The organism is Candidatus Saccharimonadales bacterium (genome assembly GCA_035317825.1).
Lineage (GTDB): Bacteria > Patescibacteriota > Saccharimonadia > Saccharimonadales > Saccharimonadaceae > DATHGB01.
This window is the reverse complement of sequence record DATHGB010000015.1, coordinates 60,272-79,632: the sequence shown is the minus strand read 5'-3', so window position 1 is coordinate 79,632 and position 19,361 is coordinate 60,272. Positions and strand designations below refer to the sequence as shown.

At 45.5% G+C, this 19,361-nt stretch carries 24 protein-coding genes and 5 tRNA genes; 11 read left to right on the top strand and 18 right to left on the bottom strand.

Annotated elements, in window-relative coordinates; genetic code table 11:
* The first annotated feature begins 115 nt into the window (after positions 1–115).
* Positions 116–319 (top strand): 50S ribosomal protein L28, encoded by a 204-nt coding sequence (rpmB, locus tag VK497_03160; protein ID HMI09372.1) that lies wholly within the window; start codon positions 116–118, stop codon positions 317–319.
* 70 nt (positions 320–389) lie between these two features.
* Here rpmB and VK497_03155 read toward each other — a convergent pair whose 3' ends face one another.
* The 6 genes from VK497_03155 to thrS are packed head-to-tail and all read right to left on the bottom strand — an operon-like array spanning position 390 to position 5,245.
* The gene (locus tag VK497_03155) at positions 390–1,025 is read right to left on the bottom strand and encodes an MBL fold metallo-hydrolase (protein ID HMI09371.1); all 636 of its coding nucleotides are present in this window, start codon (positions 1,023–1,025) and stop codon (positions 390–392) included.
* A gap of 15 nt (positions 1,026–1,040) precedes the next feature.
* Positions 1,041–1,631: a transcriptional regulator gene (locus tag VK497_03150; GenBank protein HMI09370.1), complete on the bottom strand. Its 591-nt coding sequence runs from the start codon at positions 1,629–1,631 to the stop codon at positions 1,041–1,043.
* 41 nt (positions 1,632–1,672) lie between these two features.
* Complete coding sequence (miaA, locus tag VK497_03145) at positions 1,673–2,545, bottom strand: tRNA (adenosine(37)-N6)-dimethylallyltransferase MiaA (protein HMI09369.1); 873 nt, start codon at positions 2,543–2,545, stop codon at positions 1,673–1,675.
* Complete coding sequence (locus VK497_03140) at positions 2,524–2,841, bottom strand: MGMT family protein (GenBank protein ID HMI09368.1); 318 nt, start codon at positions 2,839–2,841, stop codon at positions 2,524–2,526. Before VK497_03140 ends, miaA begins: the two co-directional genes overlap by 22 nt.
* Positions 2,825–3,433, bottom strand: a complete 609-nt coding sequence (locus tag VK497_03135) for a hypothetical protein (protein ID HMI09367.1) — start codon at positions 3,431–3,433, stop codon at positions 2,825–2,827. Before VK497_03135 ends, VK497_03140 begins: the two co-directional genes overlap by 17 nt.
* Positions 3,434–5,245, bottom strand: coding sequence for a threonine--tRNA ligase (gene thrS / locus VK497_03130; GenBank protein HMI09366.1), 1,812 nt, complete (start codon positions 5,243–5,245; stop codon positions 3,434–3,436).
* A 266-nt stretch (positions 5,246–5,511) separates the two neighbouring features.
* Here thrS and VK497_03125 point away from each other — a divergent pair.
* The 4 genes from VK497_03125 (at position 5,512) to VK497_03110 (ending at position 7,197) form a co-directional block, all read left to right on the top strand.
* Positions 5,512–5,588 (top strand) — tRNA-Val (locus VK497_03125).
* Between the two features lie 172 nt (positions 5,589–5,760).
* The gene (locus VK497_03120) at positions 5,761–6,246 is read left to right on the top strand and encodes a hypothetical protein (protein HMI09365.1); all 486 of its coding nucleotides are present in this window, start codon (positions 5,761–5,763) and stop codon (positions 6,244–6,246) included.
* Positions 6,247–6,484: 238 nt separating this feature from the next.
* On the top strand, positions 6,485–6,607 hold the full coding sequence (locus tag VK497_03115; protein ID HMI09364.1) for a hypothetical protein: 123 nt from the start codon (positions 6,485–6,487) through the stop codon (positions 6,605–6,607).
* A gap of 119 nt (positions 6,608–6,726) precedes the next feature.
* Positions 6,727–7,197 (top strand): hypothetical protein, encoded by a 471-nt coding sequence (locus tag VK497_03110; GenBank protein HMI09363.1) that lies wholly within the window; start codon positions 6,727–6,729, stop codon positions 7,195–7,197.
* Here the strand turns inward: VK497_03110 and VK497_03105 are convergent.
* The 4 genes from VK497_03105 to VK497_03090 form a co-directional block, all read right to left on the bottom strand.
* The gene (locus VK497_03105; GenBank protein ID HMI09362.1) at positions 7,127–8,803 is read right to left on the bottom strand and encodes a glycosyltransferase family 2 protein; all 1,677 of its coding nucleotides are present in this window, start codon (positions 8,801–8,803) and stop codon (positions 7,127–7,129) included. The two genes, VK497_03110 and VK497_03105, sit on opposite strands and share 71 nt — an antisense overlap.
* 1 nt (position 8,804) lies before the next feature.
* Positions 8,805–9,182, bottom strand: a complete 378-nt coding sequence (locus VK497_03100) for a hypothetical protein (protein HMI09361.1) — start codon at positions 9,180–9,182, stop codon at positions 8,805–8,807.
* Positions 9,183–9,195: 13 nt separating this feature from the next.
* Positions 9,196–9,270, bottom strand: a tRNA-Gly gene (locus VK497_03095).
* Between the two features lie 14 nt (positions 9,271–9,284).
* Positions 9,285–9,360, bottom strand: a tRNA-Thr gene (locus VK497_03090).
* A gap of 114 nt (positions 9,361–9,474) precedes the next feature.
* On the opposite strand from VK497_03090, the gene VK497_03085 reads away from it, so the two are divergent.
* The 3 genes from VK497_03085 to VK497_03075 all read left to right on the top strand — a co-directional run bounded on the left by VK497_03085 (position 9,475) and on the right by VK497_03075 (position 11,461).
* Positions 9,475–9,550, top strand: a tRNA-Asp gene (locus VK497_03085).
* 177 nt (positions 9,551–9,727) lie between these two features.
* Positions 9,728–10,369 carry a hypothetical protein gene (locus VK497_03080; GenBank protein ID HMI09360.1) on the top strand — a complete coding sequence of 214 codons (642 nt, stop codon included), beginning with the start codon at positions 9,728–9,730 and terminating at the stop codon, positions 10,367–10,369.
* Positions 10,370–10,375: 6 nt separating this feature from the next.
* Positions 10,376–11,461, top strand: coding sequence for a hypothetical protein (locus VK497_03075; protein ID HMI09359.1), 1,086 nt, complete (start codon positions 10,376–10,378; stop codon positions 11,459–11,461).
* A 351-nt stretch (positions 11,462–11,812) separates the two neighbouring features.
* On the opposite strand, the gene VK497_03070 is transcribed toward VK497_03075, so the two are convergent.
* A complete protein-coding gene (locus VK497_03070) occupies positions 11,813–12,211 on the bottom strand; it encodes a hypothetical protein (GenBank protein ID HMI09358.1) in 399 nt (132 codons plus the stop codon).
* Between the two features lie 168 nt (positions 12,212–12,379).
* Here VK497_03070 and VK497_03065 point away from each other — a divergent pair, with 168 nt between their 5' ends.
* The 3 genes from VK497_03065 (at position 12,380) to VK497_03055 (ending at position 15,200) form a co-directional block, all read left to right on the top strand.
* Positions 12,380–13,198, top strand: coding sequence for a protein phosphatase 2C domain-containing protein (locus VK497_03065; protein HMI09357.1), 819 nt, complete (start codon positions 12,380–12,382; stop codon positions 13,196–13,198).
* Positions 13,199–13,356: 158 nt separating this feature from the next.
* On the top strand, positions 13,357–13,812 hold the full coding sequence (locus VK497_03060) for a hypothetical protein (GenBank protein ID HMI09356.1): 456 nt from the start codon (positions 13,357–13,359) through the stop codon (positions 13,810–13,812).
* A gap of 14 nt (positions 13,813–13,826) precedes the next feature.
* A complete protein-coding gene (locus VK497_03055) occupies positions 13,827–15,200 on the top strand; it encodes an MFS transporter (GenBank protein HMI09355.1) in 1,374 nt (457 codons plus the stop codon).
* On the opposite strand, the gene VK497_03050 is transcribed toward VK497_03055, so the two are convergent.
* The 7 genes from VK497_03050 to VK497_03020 all read right to left on the bottom strand — a co-directional run bounded on the left by VK497_03050 (position 15,197) and on the right by VK497_03020 (position 19,319).
* A complete protein-coding gene (locus VK497_03050; protein HMI09354.1) occupies positions 15,197–15,649 on the bottom strand; it encodes a DUF4396 domain-containing protein in 453 nt (150 codons plus the stop codon). The two genes, VK497_03055 and VK497_03050, sit on opposite strands and share 4 nt — an antisense overlap.
* Before the next feature lie 5 nt (positions 15,650–15,654).
* Entirely contained in the window at positions 15,655–16,251 is a 597-nt protein-coding gene (locus VK497_03045) for a superoxide dismutase (protein ID HMI09353.1), read from the bottom strand.
* A gap of 16 nt (positions 16,252–16,267) precedes the next feature.
* A complete protein-coding gene (locus VK497_03040; protein ID HMI09352.1) occupies positions 16,268–17,308 on the bottom strand; it encodes a peptidylprolyl isomerase in 1,041 nt (346 codons plus the stop codon).
* Positions 17,289–17,831 carry a PH domain-containing protein gene (locus tag VK497_03035; protein ID HMI09351.1) on the bottom strand — a complete coding sequence of 181 codons (543 nt, stop codon included), beginning with the start codon at positions 17,829–17,831 and terminating at the stop codon, positions 17,289–17,291. The genes VK497_03040 and VK497_03035 overlap by 20 nt, the downstream gene beginning before the upstream one ends.
* A 10-nt stretch (positions 17,832–17,841) precedes the next feature.
* Positions 17,842–17,918: transfer RNA gene (locus VK497_03030), tRNA-Arg, on the bottom strand.
* 77 nt (positions 17,919–17,995) lie between these two features.
* A complete protein-coding gene (locus tag VK497_03025; GenBank protein ID HMI09350.1) occupies positions 17,996–18,502 on the bottom strand; it encodes a nucleoside-diphosphate kinase in 507 nt (168 codons plus the stop codon).
* A gap of 22 nt (positions 18,503–18,524) precedes the next feature.
* Positions 18,525–19,319 (bottom strand): undecaprenyl-diphosphate phosphatase, encoded by a 795-nt coding sequence (locus tag VK497_03020; GenBank protein ID HMI09349.1) that lies wholly within the window; start codon positions 19,317–19,319, stop codon positions 18,525–18,527.
* Positions 19,320–19,361 lie beyond the last annotated feature (42 nt).

The following is a 19,361-nucleotide window of genomic DNA, read 5'->3' as shown; positions in this document are numbered from 1 at the left end:
ACAGTAATATCCCCTTTATCTACTGAGCTTAGAGATTTACGCTCTCCTCCTTGACTAATGGGGCTAAAAACGGTAAACTGATACAGATTGTAAAAAATAAGTGGAAGTAATAATTATGGCAGCACGATGTGAACTCACCGGAAAAGGCAAACAGTTTGGCCACAATGTCAGCTTCTCTTTGCGTCGCACAAAACGCGTCTTTAAACCTAACCTACAAAAGAAAACTTTCTTGGTTGACGGTCAAAAAGTAACGATGATCCTTAGCACACAGGCTATTCGTACGCTTAAGAAAAAAGGCATTTTGGCAAAAGCTGTCTAGCTTGGACCAATATCTAACAAAATCACCCCTCATATGAGGGGTGATTTTTATATATTCAGAAAGAAAGAAACTAACTTCTTGTTATTTCTATAACGGTAAGAGTCACGGGCAATACCGAGGCTGATTTCACCTTATACTTTGCAACAGTCTCTACGGGCGCGCCAAGTTCTTTGATGAATGTCTCCAAAACATCTTGAGGAACTTCATATTTAAGGCCGCTGTCCGCGTAATGTACGGGAATAACAGCTTTAGGATCAATACTTCGCACTAAAGTCGCAGCGGAGGTTGCGTCCAAAGTGTATCCACCCCCACCAACAGGAAGAATCAAAATATCCACAATACCTAGTGCCTCAAGCTGATCTTCTTCTAACTTACCCGCGATATTGCCAAGAAGCCCAATACGGACTTCTCCCACCTCTATACGATAGATCGTCGACAGAGGTTCGGTATCTTCAGTATCAATATGACGAAGCGCGCTAATACCTCGAATTGAGAAATCACCCAGCTCGTACTCACCTGGACCTTCAATAAGAAGCTGTGCGTCTTTGCTATTTGTCGCAAACCGCTCTTCAGTTGCGATTTCAACGGCATCTTTAACGGATAAATCCTTCAGTCCGACTAGCGAAAGCTTTGGATCAATTAGCGCTGTTGTTTTCTTGGTTGCGATAACAACACCGTTACCACCTTTATATTCAATATCAAACATTTTATTTCTCCTCTTTTACTGCATTTTCAGAATGTTATCGGTATCTGTTAGTACTGCATATTTTCCAGTTAGTATCTCTGTGATGAACCTGTCTCTTACGCTTAAGCGGTAGTAGAATTCATCATAACTTAACATACTATAGTTTAACTCTCTTGCTTCAATTTTCTCAATCTGTTTAATGGCATTTTTTAATTTCACCGCAGGAATGTCACCTACGAGTAAAAGGTCTACCGAACTGGCCGATCCCTTTACCAAAACACCTGCAGTAACTGCCAGGCGCACGCCTGGAAGGTTAGCTACTAGATCCGACCACCCACTATCACCAGTATTTGATACGGCTGCTTCTATGCGTTCATCGGCAAAGATCGCACGAAATGGCACATAGTATTCATAGCGCTGATTAATTTCGTAGTAAAGCTTGTTATCGGCGCTATCACTTGTAATGATACCTACCTCAAGCATGTTAGATAGTTCACGGCGGACAGAATTAATTTGTTCGTCAATTAGACGGGTGATCTCGCGAACATAAAAAGCCTTCCCTGGATTGTTCAGGAATAGGTGCAGTAATTTTACCCTCGTTTTTGAACCAAATAGTGCGTCAATCATTTTTTTGCGTTGGTTAACTTTCGTGTTCTATAATAGCATGATTATCGGGCCTTGGCGAGCAAGTTCGACAGGTACGTATTTGCCCCTGTTAGTGAATACCATTTTATATACGGATTCCGACGCAGCCACGTAAGCTGGCGTTTAGCGAGACGCCAATCGGCTGTTGTATTTTTTTCTTTAGCTTCTGCAAGGGTTAGTTCTTTCTCCAGATAGCGTTTAGCGATTGGGTATATATTCCCTGACGAAGCTTCGCTATCCCATCCATATTTTTTGCCCAACCTAGTTGCCTCTTCAACAACACCATCCTCAAATAATTGTTCGGTTCTGGCTGCAATTTGTGTTCGGAGCTGTTCTTTTTCTGTAGCTATTCCTACAATGATGCTATCACCTCTTGGAGCATTTTTACTCTTTTCGCTTATGCTTTTCCGTTCAATCACACGAATGACGTATCGCTTGTTGAGTTTGTTTTCTGGTAAGATTACGCTGTTTTTAAAACAATACTCGTGAAGTTCCTCGATCGACATTTTTTCCAGTTGCGCGCGTAATTCCTGGTCCACTTCACCCCCGAACTGGTAATCAAATAAAACCGAATCGATATACAGCCCAGTCCCTCCAACCAGAAACGGGGTGTGGCCGCGACTGCGGATTTCTTCTATTTTTTGTTCGGCATATTGTTTAAAGTCTGCAGCCGTAAATCGGTCGCCTGGCTCTACTAAATCAAGTCCCCAATGTGAGATTCCCTGCCGTTCATCCAGGCTTGGTTTGGCGGTGCCAATATCCATACCTTTATAAATAGTACGTGAATCGGCACAAATGATTTCGCCGTTAAATTTTTTAGCAAGGTTAATAGCAAGTGACGTTTTGCCACTCGCCGTTGGTCCTGCGATTACTACTAAAGGAAGTCCGGTTTCCATCGTAACTCCTTAAAATTATCAACTATATGATTGGTGCACGTCACAACCTCCTGCTCTAGCAGCTGTTGTTGCACTTCGCGACCTCCATGAAAGCCTGCGGCTAACCCGCCGAATCGATTCACCAATCGATGCCACGGTAAACTCGCATCCCCGTAGTGCGCAATTCCACCTACGATACGACTTGCATTCGCCTGGCCCGCCATGCCTGCAAGATCGCCATAAGTTGTCACTCGCCCATATGGCACTTGAGCCATAAGCCCCTCAACTTTTTCTCTAAAGTTAGGATTCTGAGCCATAAAAATAGTCCTCGATATCGAGCCATTCATTCACTCGAACGGTATTCTTAGAAGGGTCTACTTGCCTATTCCAGGGGTAGTCACCGTACACCAACGCGATTCTTCCGTCTTCGGCTGCGTCAAGGCAGTTCTGTAGCGAATCATCAATAACGTAATCTACGTTAAGATCCCGAAACACTTCAAGCTTCGTACGGGCTTTACCTTCTAGGCTGTACATAGCCGTAAAATGAACGTCCTTATACATGTCAGTGAAATACCTGCTTAGCCACAAGTGCGTAAATTCCTCTTGTATCGTATCTCTGGCTGTCACGATAATTAGTTCGTAATCTTTTGACAATCTAGCCATTACCTTCAAGGCATCCTCAAACGGTTTGGCTTCTTCGTATTGAGAAGTTTTATAGAATTCGTGCACCCGACGTACCGCCTGTTCAATAGTGTCGGCTTTCCAGGCACGCAGTGCGTCTTCACCCTTTGGATGATTATGTTCAAGCGTTAGATTAGTACCAAACTGACTATTGTGCCACTCTGCAAGCTCACTGAAATGAGCAAACAGCGTGTCATCAATATCTACGGCAATTCTTTTTTTAGGCATTTATAGTCCCTTTAGATAGTCGCCAAGCTGATCAAGTGCGATTTTCTCTTCACCGGATTGAGTACGCACACTTACTTCGCGTGCTTCTTTATCGTTTGGTCCAACAATTAACTGCACAGGGATTTTCCACGAAGTAGCTTCACGAATTTTTTTGCCTAAGCTCTCATTACGGTCATCAACCGTATAGCGTAGCTCATTATATTTCACTGGTTTCATGAGCACCGTATCGTTAAGGACGTTCTTGATCTCATCTACATAATCAAGCACCGTATCATTAATAGTTAAAATACGAACCTGTTCTGGTGCGATCCATAGTGGAAACCAGCCAGCAGTATGTTCAATAAAGACACTCAGGAATCGTTCGACCGAACCCAAAAGTGCACAGTGAATCATAACTGGACGCTGCTTGCTGCCGTCATCAGACGTAAACCCAAGATCAAAACGCTCAGGCTGCACAAAATCCAGTTGCACGGTTGCAACCTGATGTTCGCGACCAATGGCATCAGTCGCCATAAAGTCGATTTTTGGACCATAAAAGGCCGCTTCGCCTTCTTGTTCAAAATATTCTAGTTTATTAGCAATCACAGCCGTTTTTAATTGTGCTTCGGCTGTCTTCCAAAGTTCCTTGTCCCCTAAGTACGCATCGCTATCATCGCGGTAACTTAAACGAACACGCAAATTCATTCCAATCGTACTATAGAGTTCGTTAGCACTTGCAAGCAATCCATTGATCTCGTCTTCAATCTGATCTTGTCGACAGAAAACATGACTATCATCCTGTGTGAGTGAACGAACTCTATTCAAGCCACCTAACTCACCTGTCTTTTCGTCGCGGTAATCCGTAGTCGTCTCAAGAAAACGAAGTGGCATGTCACGATAACTTCGTGGTCGGGAAGCAAAAATTTGTGTGTGATGCGGGCAATTCATCGGCTTTAATACCATTTCGTCGCTCGTTTCTTGACTCGTCACCAAAAATAGCTCGTCACCGAACTTTGCCCAGTGGCCGGATGCTTCATAAAGCTCTTTTTTGGTAATGTGTGGAGTCCAGACCTTTGTAAAGCCGCGATCCTGACGTAATTGGTTAGAATACTGTGCCGCCAAGTCGCGAAGTACGGTTCCACGCGGCGTAAATAGTGGCAAACCGACGCCCACAAGATTAGATACGGTATAAAGATCAAGTTCTTTGCCTAGTTTGCGATGATCACGAAGCTTGGCTTGCTCTAGCATTTCAAGATAGTGGTCAAGTTCTTCTTGAGTCGCAAATGCTACTCCGTACAAACGCTGCATCTGAGGATTTTTCTCATTTCCCCTCCAGTACGCACCGGCAATGCGAAGTAATTTAAAAGCGCCGACGTCTTTGGTATTCGCAACATGAGGTCCGCGACAAAGATCAACGAAGTCACCGTTTTTATAGAATGAGACTTCTTCGACCTTCGTCTCACCTTCAGTCGCAAGACCTAGTTCGTCTACGTCAAGGTCTTTGGCTACTGTTGTGCCCGAACGTTTAAGGTCGTTAAGAAGTTCTTCTTTATAGGGCTGGTGATTTTCCTGCGTCCAACTGATTGCTTGGTCAATCGGCATAGTAAACCGTTCAAAGTCTTGCGCTTCACTAATAATACGACGCATTGTCTTTTCGATTTTGCCAAAGTTGGCTTCGGATATTTTTAGTTCGCCAAGGTCGATATCATAATAAAACCCATTCTCTACTACCGGACCAACGCCAAACTTAGCATCTGGCCATAGACGCTTAACGGCCGCTGCAGTGATATGCGCTAGGCTATGTCGCATTGCATGTAATTGTTCGTCGTTCACTAGACTTCTCCTTTTTTTAATAAAATAAAAACATGCGATGTGTGAATTCAATCGATTTGAGTTCATCTATCGCATGTCTCGGACCCTTGTTTAGGGCGGTTCCACCGGACTTCCTGGATTCCAGGCACTTATGAAGCACGTTACGTACGTTCTACACCGACGGAACTCGGCGGGTGGTTAGACCGCGTCACTGTTCGCTTTTATTTTATACCCTCGCCTCGGTTATTGCAACGTCCGCCCCTGTCTGATATGATTAATCGAGCTGGGGGCGATTAGCTCAGCTGGCTAGAGCGCCACATTGACGTTGTGGAGGTCAGAGGTTCGACTCCTCTATCGCCCACCATGAAATTATTACAGACTACAATATGTAGTCTGTTTTGTTATAAGGCCTCAAAGGATTTTATTACACGCTACACAGGCGTACATTGAATTTATTATATTTTTATGGTATTGCACACTGTCTTTCCATAGCGGATCGACTGCTGGATACTATCCAGAAACCTTCAGGGGGATTCATGACCGATATCGAGTTTTTCGAGGGTGAGATCAGTGACGTGTCGAGCGACGTCCTGATCACGACGATCCATCCGACAGACGGCTGGTTCGGCGGGACGAATGGTGACCTCCACAGGTACGCTAGCGAATTCCACCGTGCGGCGACGGCAGCAAAGCCGCTTGTCGGCGGCCAGGTACTCTTTGTTCCTGCCGCGAAGCCTCGTTTTGACGTGATCTTCGTCGTTGACGACCTGTCGCTCTCCATCGATGAACTCGTAGCTATCGGGCTGCGAGAGGCCGAGCAACACGATGATTTGCATACTGTCACCTTCTCTGTCTTCCGGACAGGGGTAACAGCAGGCATTCACTCGGAGCGTAACTTGTCGTTGCGACTCGAGCTTGCAGCTGCCGTCAGTGATTTCATCGACGCCAACACGCCCCGTATTACGCACATCGCCATCGTTTACAGCGAAAAGAAGGGCTGGATTGCGACGAAGGGCTCCTGAAGAAGACATCCAGAGGACTATCATCCTCTGACGAAAGCCCGTCAGCCCATTTCCTAGTCATCGACTACGAAACTGCGCGCTGGCGGGCTTGCCCCCAACTTAAGCATTTATCCCCATTTTTCGGAAAACTTTTCCACGGGCTGGAATGCCTCCTTTACAAGATACGTATACCATATATGGAATACTCCGAACATTCCTGATGATTGACAATTTATAATGTTTATGCTAATATGTATTCATGGCTAAAGACCACAAAACCACCACACCATCAGCACTTGCAAAGTTCCCTATCGCATTTGAATACGATATGACTTGGCAAGACGCTAAAAAAGCTGTTCGCGTCCGAACCGACACGAAGTAACAGCCCTTATATACGTAATCTATCCGATAACCCCTTATTCGTGAGGGGTTATTCTATTTCCCACAGGTTTTGTTATTTATCCACTAGCATTTTACCTTGCGGTATGACAATATATAGATATGTTTTGCATAAATTGTTTTCACACGAACACATCCGTAGCCAACTCTCGCCCACATAAAAAGCAGCCAGCTGTTTGGCGGCGGCGTAAATGTAGCAAGTGCGGCGAGGTATTTACTACCTTTGAACGGCCTTCGCTTGCAGATAACAAGCCTGTTGTGCTGCCCTCAGGAGCAACTGACACCTTTAACCTGGGTAAACTCATCATTAGTATCAATAAGGCCTTTACGCACGCCCCTAAAGAAGCCGAATACAACGCTCTGTGGCTGGCCCAGACAGTCGAAGACACTCTTTCTACCCAACATACGACTATTACTCCTGAAGACATCGAGGCGGTAACGCACCAGATGTTAAAGCGATTTGATGAATTAGCAGCCGTACAATACGGTGCTCAGCATCAGCTTATTTCTGCGACTCGGCAGAAGCGCGGCCGGCCTTCGCTGCACGAGCGCGGGCGACAGATTCGTGAGTAGCCTTTTCGGTTACGTCAAACTTATCTAGATATTTACCGAGTGCCAGGTGGGTCTGTGCATTAAACGCAGCGGTCGCGCTATACACGATAGCCGTCACAGGCATCAGAAACCACTGCAGGAGCATCCATACGGTACGGCGGCGCTTATAACGTGCTGGACGCGGCGGAAGCATCTTGAAGCCTAGGAATACGGTAATCAGCAGTCCAATCATAGCCACGCGCTGCACGCCACTAATCACTTCCGGTAATTGGTGGGCCGAGATGTCGCGGGCAGCGTCGCTATTAATCAATAGCGGCACCCAGCCACCAACGGCGATCAGGATAGCGATACTAGCAAGCGTGACGTGACCGTCAATCAAACGTAAAAGCCGCGCAACGCTCTCGCCAAAAGGTACGTTGCGATTTTTGGTGAAAATCCGTGTTGCCACATAGGGTATGTCGGACGCACCGTAGGCCCAGCGGCGAAGTTGGATGAACTGTGCTTTGAGCGTCTTTTTATAGGTGTCCGACAATACCGCGTCCTGGTAGATCGGTACATAAATCGGCGTTACCGAATAATTACCACCGAAATAGAAATAACTGCGCCAGTACTGGTGGCCATCCTCAACAATCGTGCGCTTACTCCAAAAATCCATTTCGACAAGCGCGTCCATCGGTTGCGAGTGCGATGCAAAGTTGCGAAGCGTATGCGGGCGCATTGAGCTAATAATGTTCCAAAACGAGTTACCCGTCGCAACCACGCGCATCGGCGCCGGCGCATCCCAAATATTATTCAAAAAGAGCGACACAGGCTGATACGACAGGTGTTTTCGGTCTTCATGCACAATATATTCATAGGCTACATAGTCAAAATAAGTAGCATGTGGACGGTTGTCGCTATCGAGCGTCGTAATAATGACGTCTTTATATGCAATTCCCTGTTCTTTTACCCAATCTTTCAAAAAGAATCCAGCATAAGTGATGTTCCCGCCCTTGCCCACTACTTCGTTTGGTAGATCCTTAGGGTGTTCGACAAGGTGAAAAGCTTTAAATATATCGCCAAACTTCTTTTGTAATTTAAGCGCCGTTTCTTTCATTTCCGTTCCGCCACGCTCTTCGTAAGCCAAGGCAATGATCATTTTCTTGCTATCGTAAGTTGTATCGACAACGGATTGAATCGTGGGTTCTAATACTTCATATGCTTCGTTATACGCGGCAATAATAACTGCATTATAAAGCGACGAGGGTTTTGGAAACGCATCTGGATCGGCGGAAACTAAGCGAAGGTTTTCCTTGTGTGCCTCAAATCCAAACCCTGAAGAATGTTCTGTTTTTTCGTGAGCATAGCTTTTGATAGGATCTTCTAGCTGTAAAAGCCGGTCATGCCAATTAATCTTCTGGGCTTCGTCAAGCCGGCTACGGCCCGCTACCGTATGAACGGCGATTCCTACGGCCTTTACTAGCATGGTGATAATAATAAGCAGCAAATATACCGCGGCGGCAATGGGGCTTACAAGAGACAAGACGATCAACAGCAGGAGCATTCCATAACTAATAACCGCTGGCAGTATCTCGAAAAAGCGATACAGGCGAGTACGGTTTTTAAGGGGAATTTCAAGGTTTATCATATTACGTTGGAAATGCTATCCCCAAGACTGCGCGTGTCAAAAACCAAGCGATAGCGATAAGTAAGATGCTTAACCAGGCGAATAGAATAGCCATCTGTCGGCGCTCTTGAACATATAGTTTAACAACAAGTGCTGAGTGCGCAGTTGCGAGTACCAGGCCGAATAAGATGAATGAGATCAAATAGTACCATTTTTCGCGGTAAAAACTGGTCTGCCCGTACGCCGTATAATGAACGGCAACCTGAAGGTCACTCGGGTGAAGAGAAAGACCAACGTAAATGCAGTACGCAAGGCTCGAAAGAATGAGTAACAAAATCAGGGCGACGACGATTCGGTCGGCCAGAATTTGTTTGATGGAGTCAATTACTATTGTTTTCATACTTATATTCTTTTGGTGCGGGTACAGAGAATCGAACTCTGCTCTCAACCTTGGGAAGGTTACATATTAGCCACTATACGACACCCGCACGCGATTCGCACGTGGAGCCGCTGTCCGGATTTGAACCGGAGACCTACGCTTTACGAAAGCGCCGCTCTACCAGCTGAGCTACAGCGGCATCAGGTAGATCTTTGTTATTATAGCATTGCTACGGGCGAAAATAAATGAGGTTTACCCTGTTGCATCAGAGGCCAAAAACTGATATCATACGAAAGCTTACCCAGCAACATACGGGCTCGTAGTGAAGGGGTTATCACGCCTCCCTGTCACGGAGGAGATCGCCGGTTCAAATCCGGTCGAGCCCGCCACGAAACAAGTTCACCTACCTGGTGGACTTTTTTCGTGTCTGCTATCGAATGATTCCACAAATGTCTCCTGGATTTGCATCTGCGTTCAGTACGGCATCAATAGGTATTGACATATTGTAATGCTTATGCTATTATTTATTCAAAGCTATAAACTATAAAACAAAAAAGACCACCACAATGCCAGAAACATTCACCACAGAACCCCAACCTCAACAGACTCACCACCCGGAAATTGTTGATAATTCTTTGAACGCAGACCCGTTTGCTGATCCTGGCCCCACCACTGAAACGGCCGACCCTTCGTCCCTTGAATCTCTCAAGGAAGCGCAGGAAAGGCTTGAGCAACGTCTTCATCGCCTAGGCAAAATAGCAGTAGCTGGTGCAGAAGGGATTGCGCTGGCGACACTCTCCGGTAACCTGCGACAGAATTCTTCAGAGTCTTTGAGCCCCCTTGAGACCAAGGAACCTGAAGATTTCGATAAAAAGCAGTACTCCGAATCCGAGTTAAAGGCTGCCTTTGGTAATGTCCGCGAGACGTTCAAAGACGAGGACCTTGATCCTGCTCGCGCACTCTCAATCGAAATGGCTGCTGTCCAGAAAAAAATGATTAGTCGCATTTTAGCCAGGGTGTTGCAGACGAAAGTTCCTGAGGGCGGACTACTATCCGTGAACGATGTCTTGGATGATTACGATATGGAGCTCGAGATGGGATATGAGTTCCCGAAACATCCACACAGCGTACATCTTGCGTTGTGGAACGTACGTAAGCTACTCACAGAAGAGCTGAAGCGCATTTATAAAGGAAAGTTGTCTGAATAAAACACTATGTCCGTTGAATCCCCCACTCAAGTACATCACCTACCTGACGGCCATGTTGTCGTCGGTGAACATCCTGATCCAGTATTTGATGGAAATAAAATAATCCAGCGGCTACATGAGACCAGCAGTCATCAGCAATCTGAGTTTGATACATTTCTGGCGGAGGCCCCTAATCTTAATGAAAAGTACGCTGATGTCATAGAGATAATCAGGAACAAAGTACGAGCCGATGGCCTGCGTACCGACGTAGACATTACGATACTTGATGATGAAACATACGCTCGCGCACACGAAATAATTGGGGATACCGGAAATTCACAAGGCCATGTTCTACTCAACCGCATCCTCCTAAGGGAGGATGCGCGGTATGTAGAAGCTTTTGGAGATCAGTATGGCAAATACCTAATAGGTGTTGGTTTGCACGAATCAGCCCATGCAGATAAAAGCGAGGAAAAAACTGGTTACGTAACGACGCAAGAGCGCCTAACCGAAGCACTCGGTAAAGAAGGTCTCGCCGGTACTGTTAATCGGATGTTCTACGGTGGACATCTAAAGTTAAATGCTTTGCGCGACACCCTGGGTAAATCGCTTGGGGAGTTCTGGGAAGAAGGCTCGGCAGATTTATATCGTGTCAAAGCAATGAACGAGCTTGGCATTGCATGGGAGGATATCCCCGGTGCAGCTGATACACAGGTAACGCCCGACGACTCAACCAAGGTGAAATATGTAGGTCGGGGCAAAAACCTGCCGAATATTGCATCCGATACAAAGTCACTTGCTGTTCCGCTGAAATATGCAGGAGGCGCTTTATCAACAGGCCCGCAGCAAGTCTTCATTCACCCATCACTGAGCGGCATAGCCGCCTATGGAATCAACCTGTTAGACCAACGCGCCCCAGGTCTTTATGACGACTTAATGAAGGGTAGAAAGGATCCAGAAGCTTATAGGCATTTTGTGCAGAAGGTTGAGTCAATTCAGCCAGGACTCTACCGCAATCTGAGTAGGCTCAGTCAGGACACGATGTCCTTTGTTTATGGCACAAAAGACATTCTAAGAGCCTTGGACTTGGACGACAAGGAGCTCTCTACCTAAGCCAGTCCTTCTTTACAGGTGAAATAGTTCCAGACTTCTTCCGTTACGGCCCGCCACGAGAACAGTTCACCTATCTGGTGGATTTTTTCGCACCCGGGATTCGAATAGTTCTAAACTTCCTCTACCCCCAGCACTATGCATGAAGTTAGAGCTAACTTAAGTAATTAAGTAAAATTATCACTCCGGCAGAGCCTAAGAGTCCTAGTGCCAGCAACGCAACAACGCATACAAAAATTGCCAAAGGTAGAGGGAATTGTTTGTAGTTGCTTTCCGCCGATGCGCCAGGAGAGATTATGCTCATGATAAAGTCTGCGATGTATTTAATCGTGTCGGTAATCATGCAATGTATATCTATACTCCCTGAGAGTAAGCGGTAGGGATATCCATAATGGAACTCTCACCTATGCTACACACTTCGTCATAATACTGTCTTGCTGAACTCGTTACGATAAACGCACCGCCATTTTTAACAAGCCATTCGGCTGCTGCCGTAAAGTCAGCGTAGGTTCTGTTATAGGCTATCTTAAACCGTGGCATCTCCCCGTCTATATCGGCCATATCTTTAGGCAGAAGACCCTGAAGGTACAGGTTTGAGAGTGCGCTGTAATACATGGTTGATATATATGCGGTTGTGAGATCCTGCATGGCTTGCGGGTCGTCAATGACGACCTTGTCGTCGGATATGCCTCGCTCAGGAGAGTCGGGCCCTATCTCGCCCAGTAGTAGTGTGTAGACTTTATCTTTAGGCATAAAAGTTTCCATTAATTGACCTCGCTGATAAGATTACTGATGTCATTCACTATAGCATCTAAGTTACCGTGATTAAACGCGAAATAGCTCCAGACATCTTCCGTTATGATCCGCCAAGTGAAATTATTAAGAAACCCCATATGAGGTTTCTTTTGATATGATAAGAGCATGAATACTACCTCTATCAATGAAATAGGCATCCGTAATATCAACGAGGATTGCATATTAGTCGACGAAACAAAGCAGATTTTTGGAGTTTTTGATGGAGCCTCTTCATTAGTTCCCTACACTTCACCTGATGGCAAAACAGGAGGCTATCTGGCCGCTTCAACCGCAGCTGATACTTTTGCAAAAAGTAGCTCTGGCCTAAAAACAGCAGCGCTAGAAGCAAACGATCAGATTGAAAAAGTACAGTCTGACGCAGGTATTGACCTGTCAAAAAATGTGAACCGGTTTGGCACAACTGCGGCAGTTGTAAAAATCAACGACAACACGGCAGACTTGTTGCAAGTTGGTGATAGCATCATCATTGTTATTGATACCAAAGGCAACGCTACGGTTCCACTTGGATATGTAGACCAAGATATTATCGCCATGAGAAAATGGCGCCGACTTGCCGATGAGGGTGTAGAAAATATTCGCGAACTTGTGCTTGACGATGCCCGAAAACAACGGGAAGAAGCTAATATTGGCTATGGAGCTCTTAATGGAGATGCCCGGCTAAAAGATCACATCCGTATCATTACCCTGCCTTTGGATAATATCGCCACGATACTTTTACTGACAGACGGTATGTTCTTGCCAAAAGCCGACCCAGACACCGAGGAAAAGTGGAGCGAATATGCAACATACTATCAACAATCTGGACTCATGGGCCTATTTGAAGTAGTTCGCGGTACCGAAAAAGATGACCCGACGTTGACAAAATATCCTCGTTTCAAATTGCACGATGATTCTAGCGGAATTGCACTCGATTTCGCAAAATAGCTCTAGGCATCTTCAGTTACGATTCGCCATAGAAAATACCCCGTCGTATGATGGGGTATTTTCTATGCAACTTTATCAACTTGAGCAGGTAATAGTCCAGTGGATAAAATACAGGCATACTCTCAAAATAACCATAAGCTCTGCTACTATATTAGAGTATGCAAAGGAAAATTGACTATGAAGCTATTGATCTGAGGGTGGTTGCCTTCTTTAAGAAAACATATATTCCGATGGCTCGCATATCCATTTTTCTTGTTTTCTTTTGGTTTGGGCTGATTAAAATCCTTGGGCTAAGCCCAGCTAGTCTCCTGGCAGAAGCACTAACTGCAAAAACAGTCGGCATGCAGTATTTTGATACGCTTTTTATCGTTCTGGCCGTTTTGGAATGCATTATCGGGCTGTTATTCTTGTTTCCCAAGATGACAAGAGTAGTTATTCCGCTGCTCCTTTTTCATATGGTAATCGTGTGTTCGCCTTTGGTGCTTGTCCCTGAATACACATGGCAGTCGCCTTTTGTTCCAACGCTCGAGGGGCAGTATATTATTAAGAATGCCGTTGTGGTTGCAGTTGCCATTGGTATTGCCGCCTCCACCCGTCCTTTGACCCGCAAATAAGCTATACTTACAGTATGAGCAAGCAGCAACGTTTAGTCCTTATTGTCAGTATTTTGGCTTCGTTTGTCGCCTTTTTGGATGGATCGATTGTCAACGTTGCACTGCCGGCTATTTCCCGGGAGCTAGGTGGCGGACTAGTCACGCAGCAGTGGGTTGTGGATGCGTATCTTATTACGCTTGGTGCATTAATGTTAATCGCTGGATCATTTTCGGATATTTTTGGGCATAAAAAAATACTCGTCATAGGACTAATCGGATTTGGCATAACATCACTTTTGTGTGCCGTTTCGCCTACCGATACTTTTTTAATTGTTTCTCGCGTGCTTCAGGGTGTAGCTGGTGCGTTATTAGTCCCTAGTTCGCTAGCGTTTATTATTGCTAATTTTTCTGGTCCTGCTGAAAGCAAGGCAATAGGTACATGGACGGCCTGGACAGGAATTGCGTACGTTGTCGGGTCGCTCGTAGGAGGGGTTCTAGTCGATGCGGCATCCTGGCGTCTTATCTTTGCTATCAATATCCTTCCGATTGCCATTACCGTGTGGCTAATCAGCCGGCTAAAGTCCACTGAACACACTCGTGCAAATACAAAAGTTGACATTAAAGGTGCCGTTTACGGTATTGCGGCGCTTGGGCTGCCTGTTTTTGCACTCATCGAACATACTCGGTACGGGTGGGGACATCCGCTCATCTTCATCTCCCTCATTCTAGGCGTACTCGCCTTTATCATCTTTATATGGCACGAAAAGCAAGCTCCTCAGCCCATGCTGCCCCTAAAGCTCTTTGCAGTTCGTAATTTTAGCTGGGGAAATGTTGCAACTTTTGCCGTATATGGAGGCCTGGGCGTTGCAACGTTTTTGATCACTGTTTTTATTCAGCAAGTCGGTCATTATTCGGCAATTGAATCCGGTCTGGCACTTCTACCTGTTACAATTATTATGTTTATCATGTCGTCACGCTTTGGTGCACTTGCCGGTAAATACGGTCCTCGGATATTTATGACGCTTGGCCCTATCATCTCAGGGATTGGATTTTTGTGGATGTTACAAGTTGATCAATCCGTAAATTATTGGTGGCAGATATTTCCAGGCGTCCTTATTTTTGGTGTTGGTCTTTCTACAACCGTCGCGCCGCTTACTGCAGCAATTTTAGGATCGATCAATAAACAAGATGCCGGAATCGGATCTGCCGTTAATAATGCGGTGTCTCGTATTGCAGGATTAGTTGCGATTGCCGGCATTGGAGTTGTGATAGGGCCAAATCTTGATCTGACCGGCTTTCACCGCGGTCTCGTTGCTACGGCTATTCTTTTGATAACGGGTGGAATTATATCTTGGTTAGGAATTCGTAATCATCAGGTTAAGTCAGTCGACCAATCCACCGCTATTTAGTGATGGCCATGATGTTGATGAATAAGTGCATGGCCTTTATTTTTCGTGAGTAGGTAGCGATTAACGGGTACGGCAGCAAAGAACGCTATTACCAGTGATAGCGCCAGACTAAACCAAAAAAGCACGGTATTTAGTCCAGCGTCCATTGCTCCGGGAATAAACACGATAACTAGATTATCAACAACCTCCATCGTGGCAATGGATAACGTATCAGCCAGTAGGACAAGTGTTAGAGCTTTTTTAAGAGGCATACCGCCTCGTAGCAATGGAAGCGTTGAAAGCGCATAGCCAAACAAAAATGCCAATGCTATTGCCAATAAGATAGTTTGAAAATTACCTAGACCAACAGCTGTGCCGACTACCATCCCTAGCACTTCGCCTATCGCACATCCCGTCAGGCAATGTAACGTCGCAGAGACAGCCATCCGATTAAGCGAAGTTGAATCCATGAACGTTATTTCGCGTCGTAACGAGTTTGTACGAAGTCCCAGTTTACGACGTTCCACCAGGCTTTAACGTAATCATCGCGTTTGTTTTTGTAGTCCAGATAGTAGGCATGTTCCCATACGTCCAGCCCTAACAGAGGTGCTTCGAGGCCCTTCATGATAGGCGTATCTTGATTGGGCGTTGTAATTATGTCCATATTTGGCTGCAGCCATGCCCAACCACTCCCAAAAACCCCAAGGGATTTTGTAGTAAATTCATCAACAAATTTTTGGAAACTTCCATATTTTTCGATAATCTTATCTGCCAGTTCACCTGTTGGCTCGCCACCGCCATCCGGTGACATCCATTGCCAGAACAAGCTGTGGTTATAATGACCACCCCCGTGATTACGGATAGCAGTTTGTACGGATTGAGGAAGAGTCTCGAGGTCTGAAAGAAGACTTTCAAGAGGACGCTCGCGGAGTGCTGGTGCTGTATCAATCGCAGCATTCAGTTTATCTACGTATGTTTGATGGTGCTTGGAATGATGTAGCCTCATAATGTCACCACTAATATAGTCCCCTAGTTGGTCATATTCATAAGGCAAATTTGGTAATTGAAACATGGTCACCTCCTTTATTTTAGTCCTGATCCTTAACGACAGGTATCGTAATATACTCTTTCACTTTTCCATCTTTTTTAAGTGCGGCCAATTGATCGTCGAAAACAGTCAAAGGAATCCGCAAGTACGCGTAGCTGATCTGCCTATCGTTTCGATCAAGAAGCTTAACGAAATAATAGCCATCTCCTGTACTTGTTTTAACAACAGGAGAGATTTGACCTTTTTCAAGCTTGGCCGCAGCCTTGCTTAACCCGCCGTCTCTGTTGGTCAGAGGAACAAGTCCCGACAGGCCAGTCATCGCTTTTGCCTTGCCCGTGCCACCTAGCGCAATTGCCGCTTTATCAAAATCACCGTCTTGCTGTAATAATTTCAACGCCTGCTCTTCTCTGGTTTTGGCAATTGAATCTATTTTGTATGAAACTTCTTGGCGAATAAGTTTGCTCTTGGCATCTTGCCGATATTCTTGCGGACCCCATCCTAAAATATTAAGCGCTGAGGCATCGTATGTCTCCTGGGAAATACGTCCATTTGCCGTATTACGATCATCGTCAATAATTTGATCGATTTCTTTATCCGTGACCGAAATGTCAAGATCACGCGCAAGTTTACCCGCGTAGGCGTCCGCGATAGCATTGTCCATTGATATGCGCTTGTTGTCGATAACCTGTCGCTTGCCATTTTCAGTGTTTAAATCCAGTTGTTCGCTTTGGCGAAGATAATGGATAGAAGCGTTATAGCCCATTAGATAATCGCTGTAGCGAACCTGCGCACTGTCGACACTCGCAACCGGTAACGGCAAAATACGTGTCACTTGATACATAAAACTGCTTGTATTTTGGACTGAATACAGCTGCCACCAGCCTACTATTACAAGAACAACAAGGGCAACTACGGCAACGATAATAGTGTTGAAAACTAGTCGGTGTCTTGCATATTGCATTGGGTATTTAAAGCGTCGTCCGCCAGCAAGAATACGCTCGCGATGTTCCGCGACCGTCTCGTTCGTAATACGCGTTGACACCTCTTGTTTAGCACGTCTTCTAGACAGTAGTTTCTTCATAATCTCCCTGCTCAGGTTCGGCTAGCGCTTTAGACACCGCATCCTGTAACTTGTTATAAATTTTATCCGGGTGCTCTACTTTATGGATAACAAGATCGCCAACAAAGGTCTGAATAACGATCGTCCCAAAGTGAAATAACTCACCCGTAAACCCTGGTATATTATAGCTTATGTTTTGAATCTTTGATAGCCGAAGCTCAATAACGTCTTTACCAAAAAAGCCCTTCTGGGTGATCTGACGAATACGCTGATCTGTCACGATATAGATCGTAAAATACCACATGATAAAGTGATACGAGAAGAGGATGAGCCCGATTGCAAGGCCGATAATGGGCAGAATGAACAGCTCAAGGTTCGTCTGCCAGATAAGCGGCGGAATACTCGACACCGCAAATGGAATCAGCAAAAGATAAAATCCTTTTCGCATTGAGATTATATGACGTCGAAATACGAAAAGAAGCTGTTCCCCGTCGCGTTGGCCGTCGAAATCTAGTACTTGATCGTCTTCTTGTTTTTTGCTCATAATTACCTCTTGGTACCCCGGGCAGGAGTCGAACCTGCAACCATATCCTTAGGACGGATCTACTCTATCCAGTTGAGCTACCGGGGCGTATGTTTGTGCTCTAATTGTAGCATGAAAACGACAGTGTTTTACCACTGTCGTTTATCTTGTAGGATTGCTCTGAATTAACGAGTAAACTTCTCGTTTAAAGCTTCGTACTGGTAAATCTCGTCTGGAGTAAACCAGTGAGCAATTTCCTTTTCAGCCTCTTCTTCGTCGCCTGATGCGTGAATAAGGTTTGGGATGCCCTTGTTGGCGTCATCCGCATAGCCAAAACTCATATGCGAGAAATCGCCACGAATTGTTCCTGGAGCAGCTGATTTTGGTTCGGTTGGACCAACCAGTTTACGAATTAGCGCTACCGCTTCAACGCCTTCGAATACCATAGCAATAACCGGGCCCTGGATCATCATGTTAAGCGTTACTTCAAACGCGTGCTCGCCACGGCGAGTGACCATTTGGCCGATTTCTTCGTAGTGTTTGTAGTAGTGCTCTTTGTTAGGGGCAATCATTTTCGTTGCGACGATCTTTAGGCCAACTCGTTCGAAACGACTAAGGATTTCACCTACAACTCCGCGCTGAACGGTATCAGGCTTAAAGACTACCAACGATTTTTGGACATTTGAACTCATATTTCTCCTTTAACTATTTATTCTATTGTACCAAAAGATACACGGCTAAAATAGAGGCCAGCCCGACACGATACCAGCCGAATAGTGCAAGGCTGTGTTTTGAAAGATACTTCATTAAAAATCCGACCGCGATCAGGCCCGAGATAAACGCAACCGTATTACTAACAAGCAGCATGGGCATATGTTCAATAAAATAGGCACGGTCGCTGGATTTGATAAATACTTTTAATGTTACCCCGACCATAATTGGCAGTGATGCCAAAAAGCTATACTCGGCCGCAGATGCTGGATTAAGTCCGGCAAGGCGTCCCGCGATAATTGTCGAGCCCGATCGTGACACGCCTGGAATAAGCGCAAGCATTTGAGCGATGCCTATAGCGAATGCCCGCCACGGGCTTAGTTTTTCCCCGCTAGAAACCGGGTCAGCTTTCGGTAATCTTTCAAGAACGATCATTACGACACCCACAACAGCCAAGGTAACCGTCACGACGACAAGGCTGCCAAAAAACGATGATTTGCCAATGAAATCCGATAGGAAATACCCGACGATTCCTGCCGGTACTGACGTAATAAGGATGTTGCGCGCTAGAACAAAATTTTTGTTCAAAAATACGTCTTTACAGATTGTAACGATCCGTTTCCAGAAGTACACGACTAACGCGAGAAGGGTTCCGATGTTAATAAATTCAAGGAACAGATGGTCAGAAGCTCCTGAAAAAATTTGTTGCACAATCACTAAATGACCTGAGCTACTAATTGGTATAAATTCGGTCAGACCCTGCGTCAGTCCTAATATAACGGTTTCTAAGATATTCATTGGTTACTATTATACCCATCCGGACCAATCTAGGCTATGCTA

Bases quoted from the DNA above. Each gene is read 5' to 3' on its own strand.
- VK497_03040 (HMI09352.1), bottom strand. From the start codon at position 17,308: ATGAAGAAACTACTGTCTAGAAGACGTGCTAAACAAGAGGTGTCAACG.
- VK497_03025 (HMI09350.1), bottom strand. From the start codon at position 18,502: ATGAGTTCAAATGTCCAAAAATCGTTGGTAGTCTTTAAGCCTGATACC.
- VK497_03020 (HMI09349.1), bottom strand. From the start codon at position 19,319: ATGAATATCTTAGAAACCGTTATATTAGGACTGACGCAGGGTCTGACC.
- VK497_03080 (HMI09360.1), top strand. From the start codon at position 9,728: ATGCCAGAAACATTCACCACAGAACCCCAACCTCAACAGACTCACCAC.
- VK497_03115 (HMI09364.1), top strand. From the start codon at position 6,485: ATGGCTAAAGACCACAAAACCACCACACCATCAGCACTTGCAAAGTTC.
- VK497_03065 (HMI09357.1), top strand. From the start codon at position 12,380: ATGAATACTACCTCTATCAATGAAATAGGCATCCGTAATATCAACGAG.
- miaA (HMI09369.1), bottom strand. From the start codon at position 2,545: ATGGAAACCGGACTTCCTTTAGTAGTAATCGCAGGACCAACGGCGAGT.
- rpmB (HMI09372.1), top strand. From the start codon at position 116: ATGGCAGCACGATGTGAACTCACCGGAAAAGGCAAACAGTTTGGCCAC.
- VK497_03035 (HMI09351.1), bottom strand. From the start codon at position 17,831: ATGAGCAAAAAACAAGAAGACGATCAAGTACTAGATTTCGACGGCCAA.
- VK497_03150 (HMI09370.1), bottom strand. From the start codon at position 1,631: ATGATTGACGCACTATTTGGTTCAAAAACGAGGGTAAAATTACTGCAC.
- VK497_03140 (HMI09368.1), bottom strand. From the start codon at position 2,841: ATGGCTCAGAATCCTAACTTTAGAGAAAAAGTTGAGGGGCTTATGGCT.
- VK497_03105 (HMI09362.1), bottom strand. From the start codon at position 8,803: ATGATAAACCTTGAAATTCCCCTTAAAAACCGTACTCGCCTGTATCGC.
- VK497_03060 (HMI09356.1), top strand. From the start codon at position 13,357: ATGCAAAGGAAAATTGACTATGAAGCTATTGATCTGAGGGTGGTTGCC.
- VK497_03110 (HMI09363.1), top strand. From the start codon at position 6,727: ATGTTTTGCATAAATTGTTTTCACACGAACACATCCGTAGCCAACTCT.
- VK497_03070 (HMI09358.1), bottom strand. From the start codon at position 12,211: ATGCCTAAAGATAAAGTCTACACACTACTACTGGGCGAGATAGGGCCC.
- VK497_03045 (HMI09353.1), bottom strand. From the start codon at position 16,251: ATGTTTCAATTACCAAATTTGCCTTATGAATATGACCAACTAGGGGAC.
- VK497_03100 (HMI09361.1), bottom strand. From the start codon at position 9,182: ATGAAAACAATAGTAATTGACTCCATCAAACAAATTCTGGCCGACCGA.
- VK497_03155 (HMI09371.1), bottom strand. From the start codon at position 1,025: ATGTTTGATATTGAATATAAAGGTGGTAACGGTGTTGTTATCGCAACC.
- VK497_03050 (HMI09354.1), bottom strand. From the start codon at position 15,649: ATGGATTCAACTTCGCTTAATCGGATGGCTGTCTCTGCGACGTTACAT.
- VK497_03135 (HMI09367.1), bottom strand. From the start codon at position 3,433: ATGCCTAAAAAAAGAATTGCCGTAGATATTGATGACACGCTGTTTGCT.
- VK497_03055 (HMI09355.1), top strand. From the start codon at position 13,827: ATGAGCAAGCAGCAACGTTTAGTCCTTATTGTCAGTATTTTGGCTTCG.
- VK497_03120 (HMI09365.1), top strand. From the start codon at position 5,761: ATGACCGATATCGAGTTTTTCGAGGGTGAGATCAGTGACGTGTCGAGC.
- VK497_03075 (HMI09359.1), top strand. From the start codon at position 10,376: ATGTCCGTTGAATCCCCCACTCAAGTACATCACCTACCTGACGGCCAT.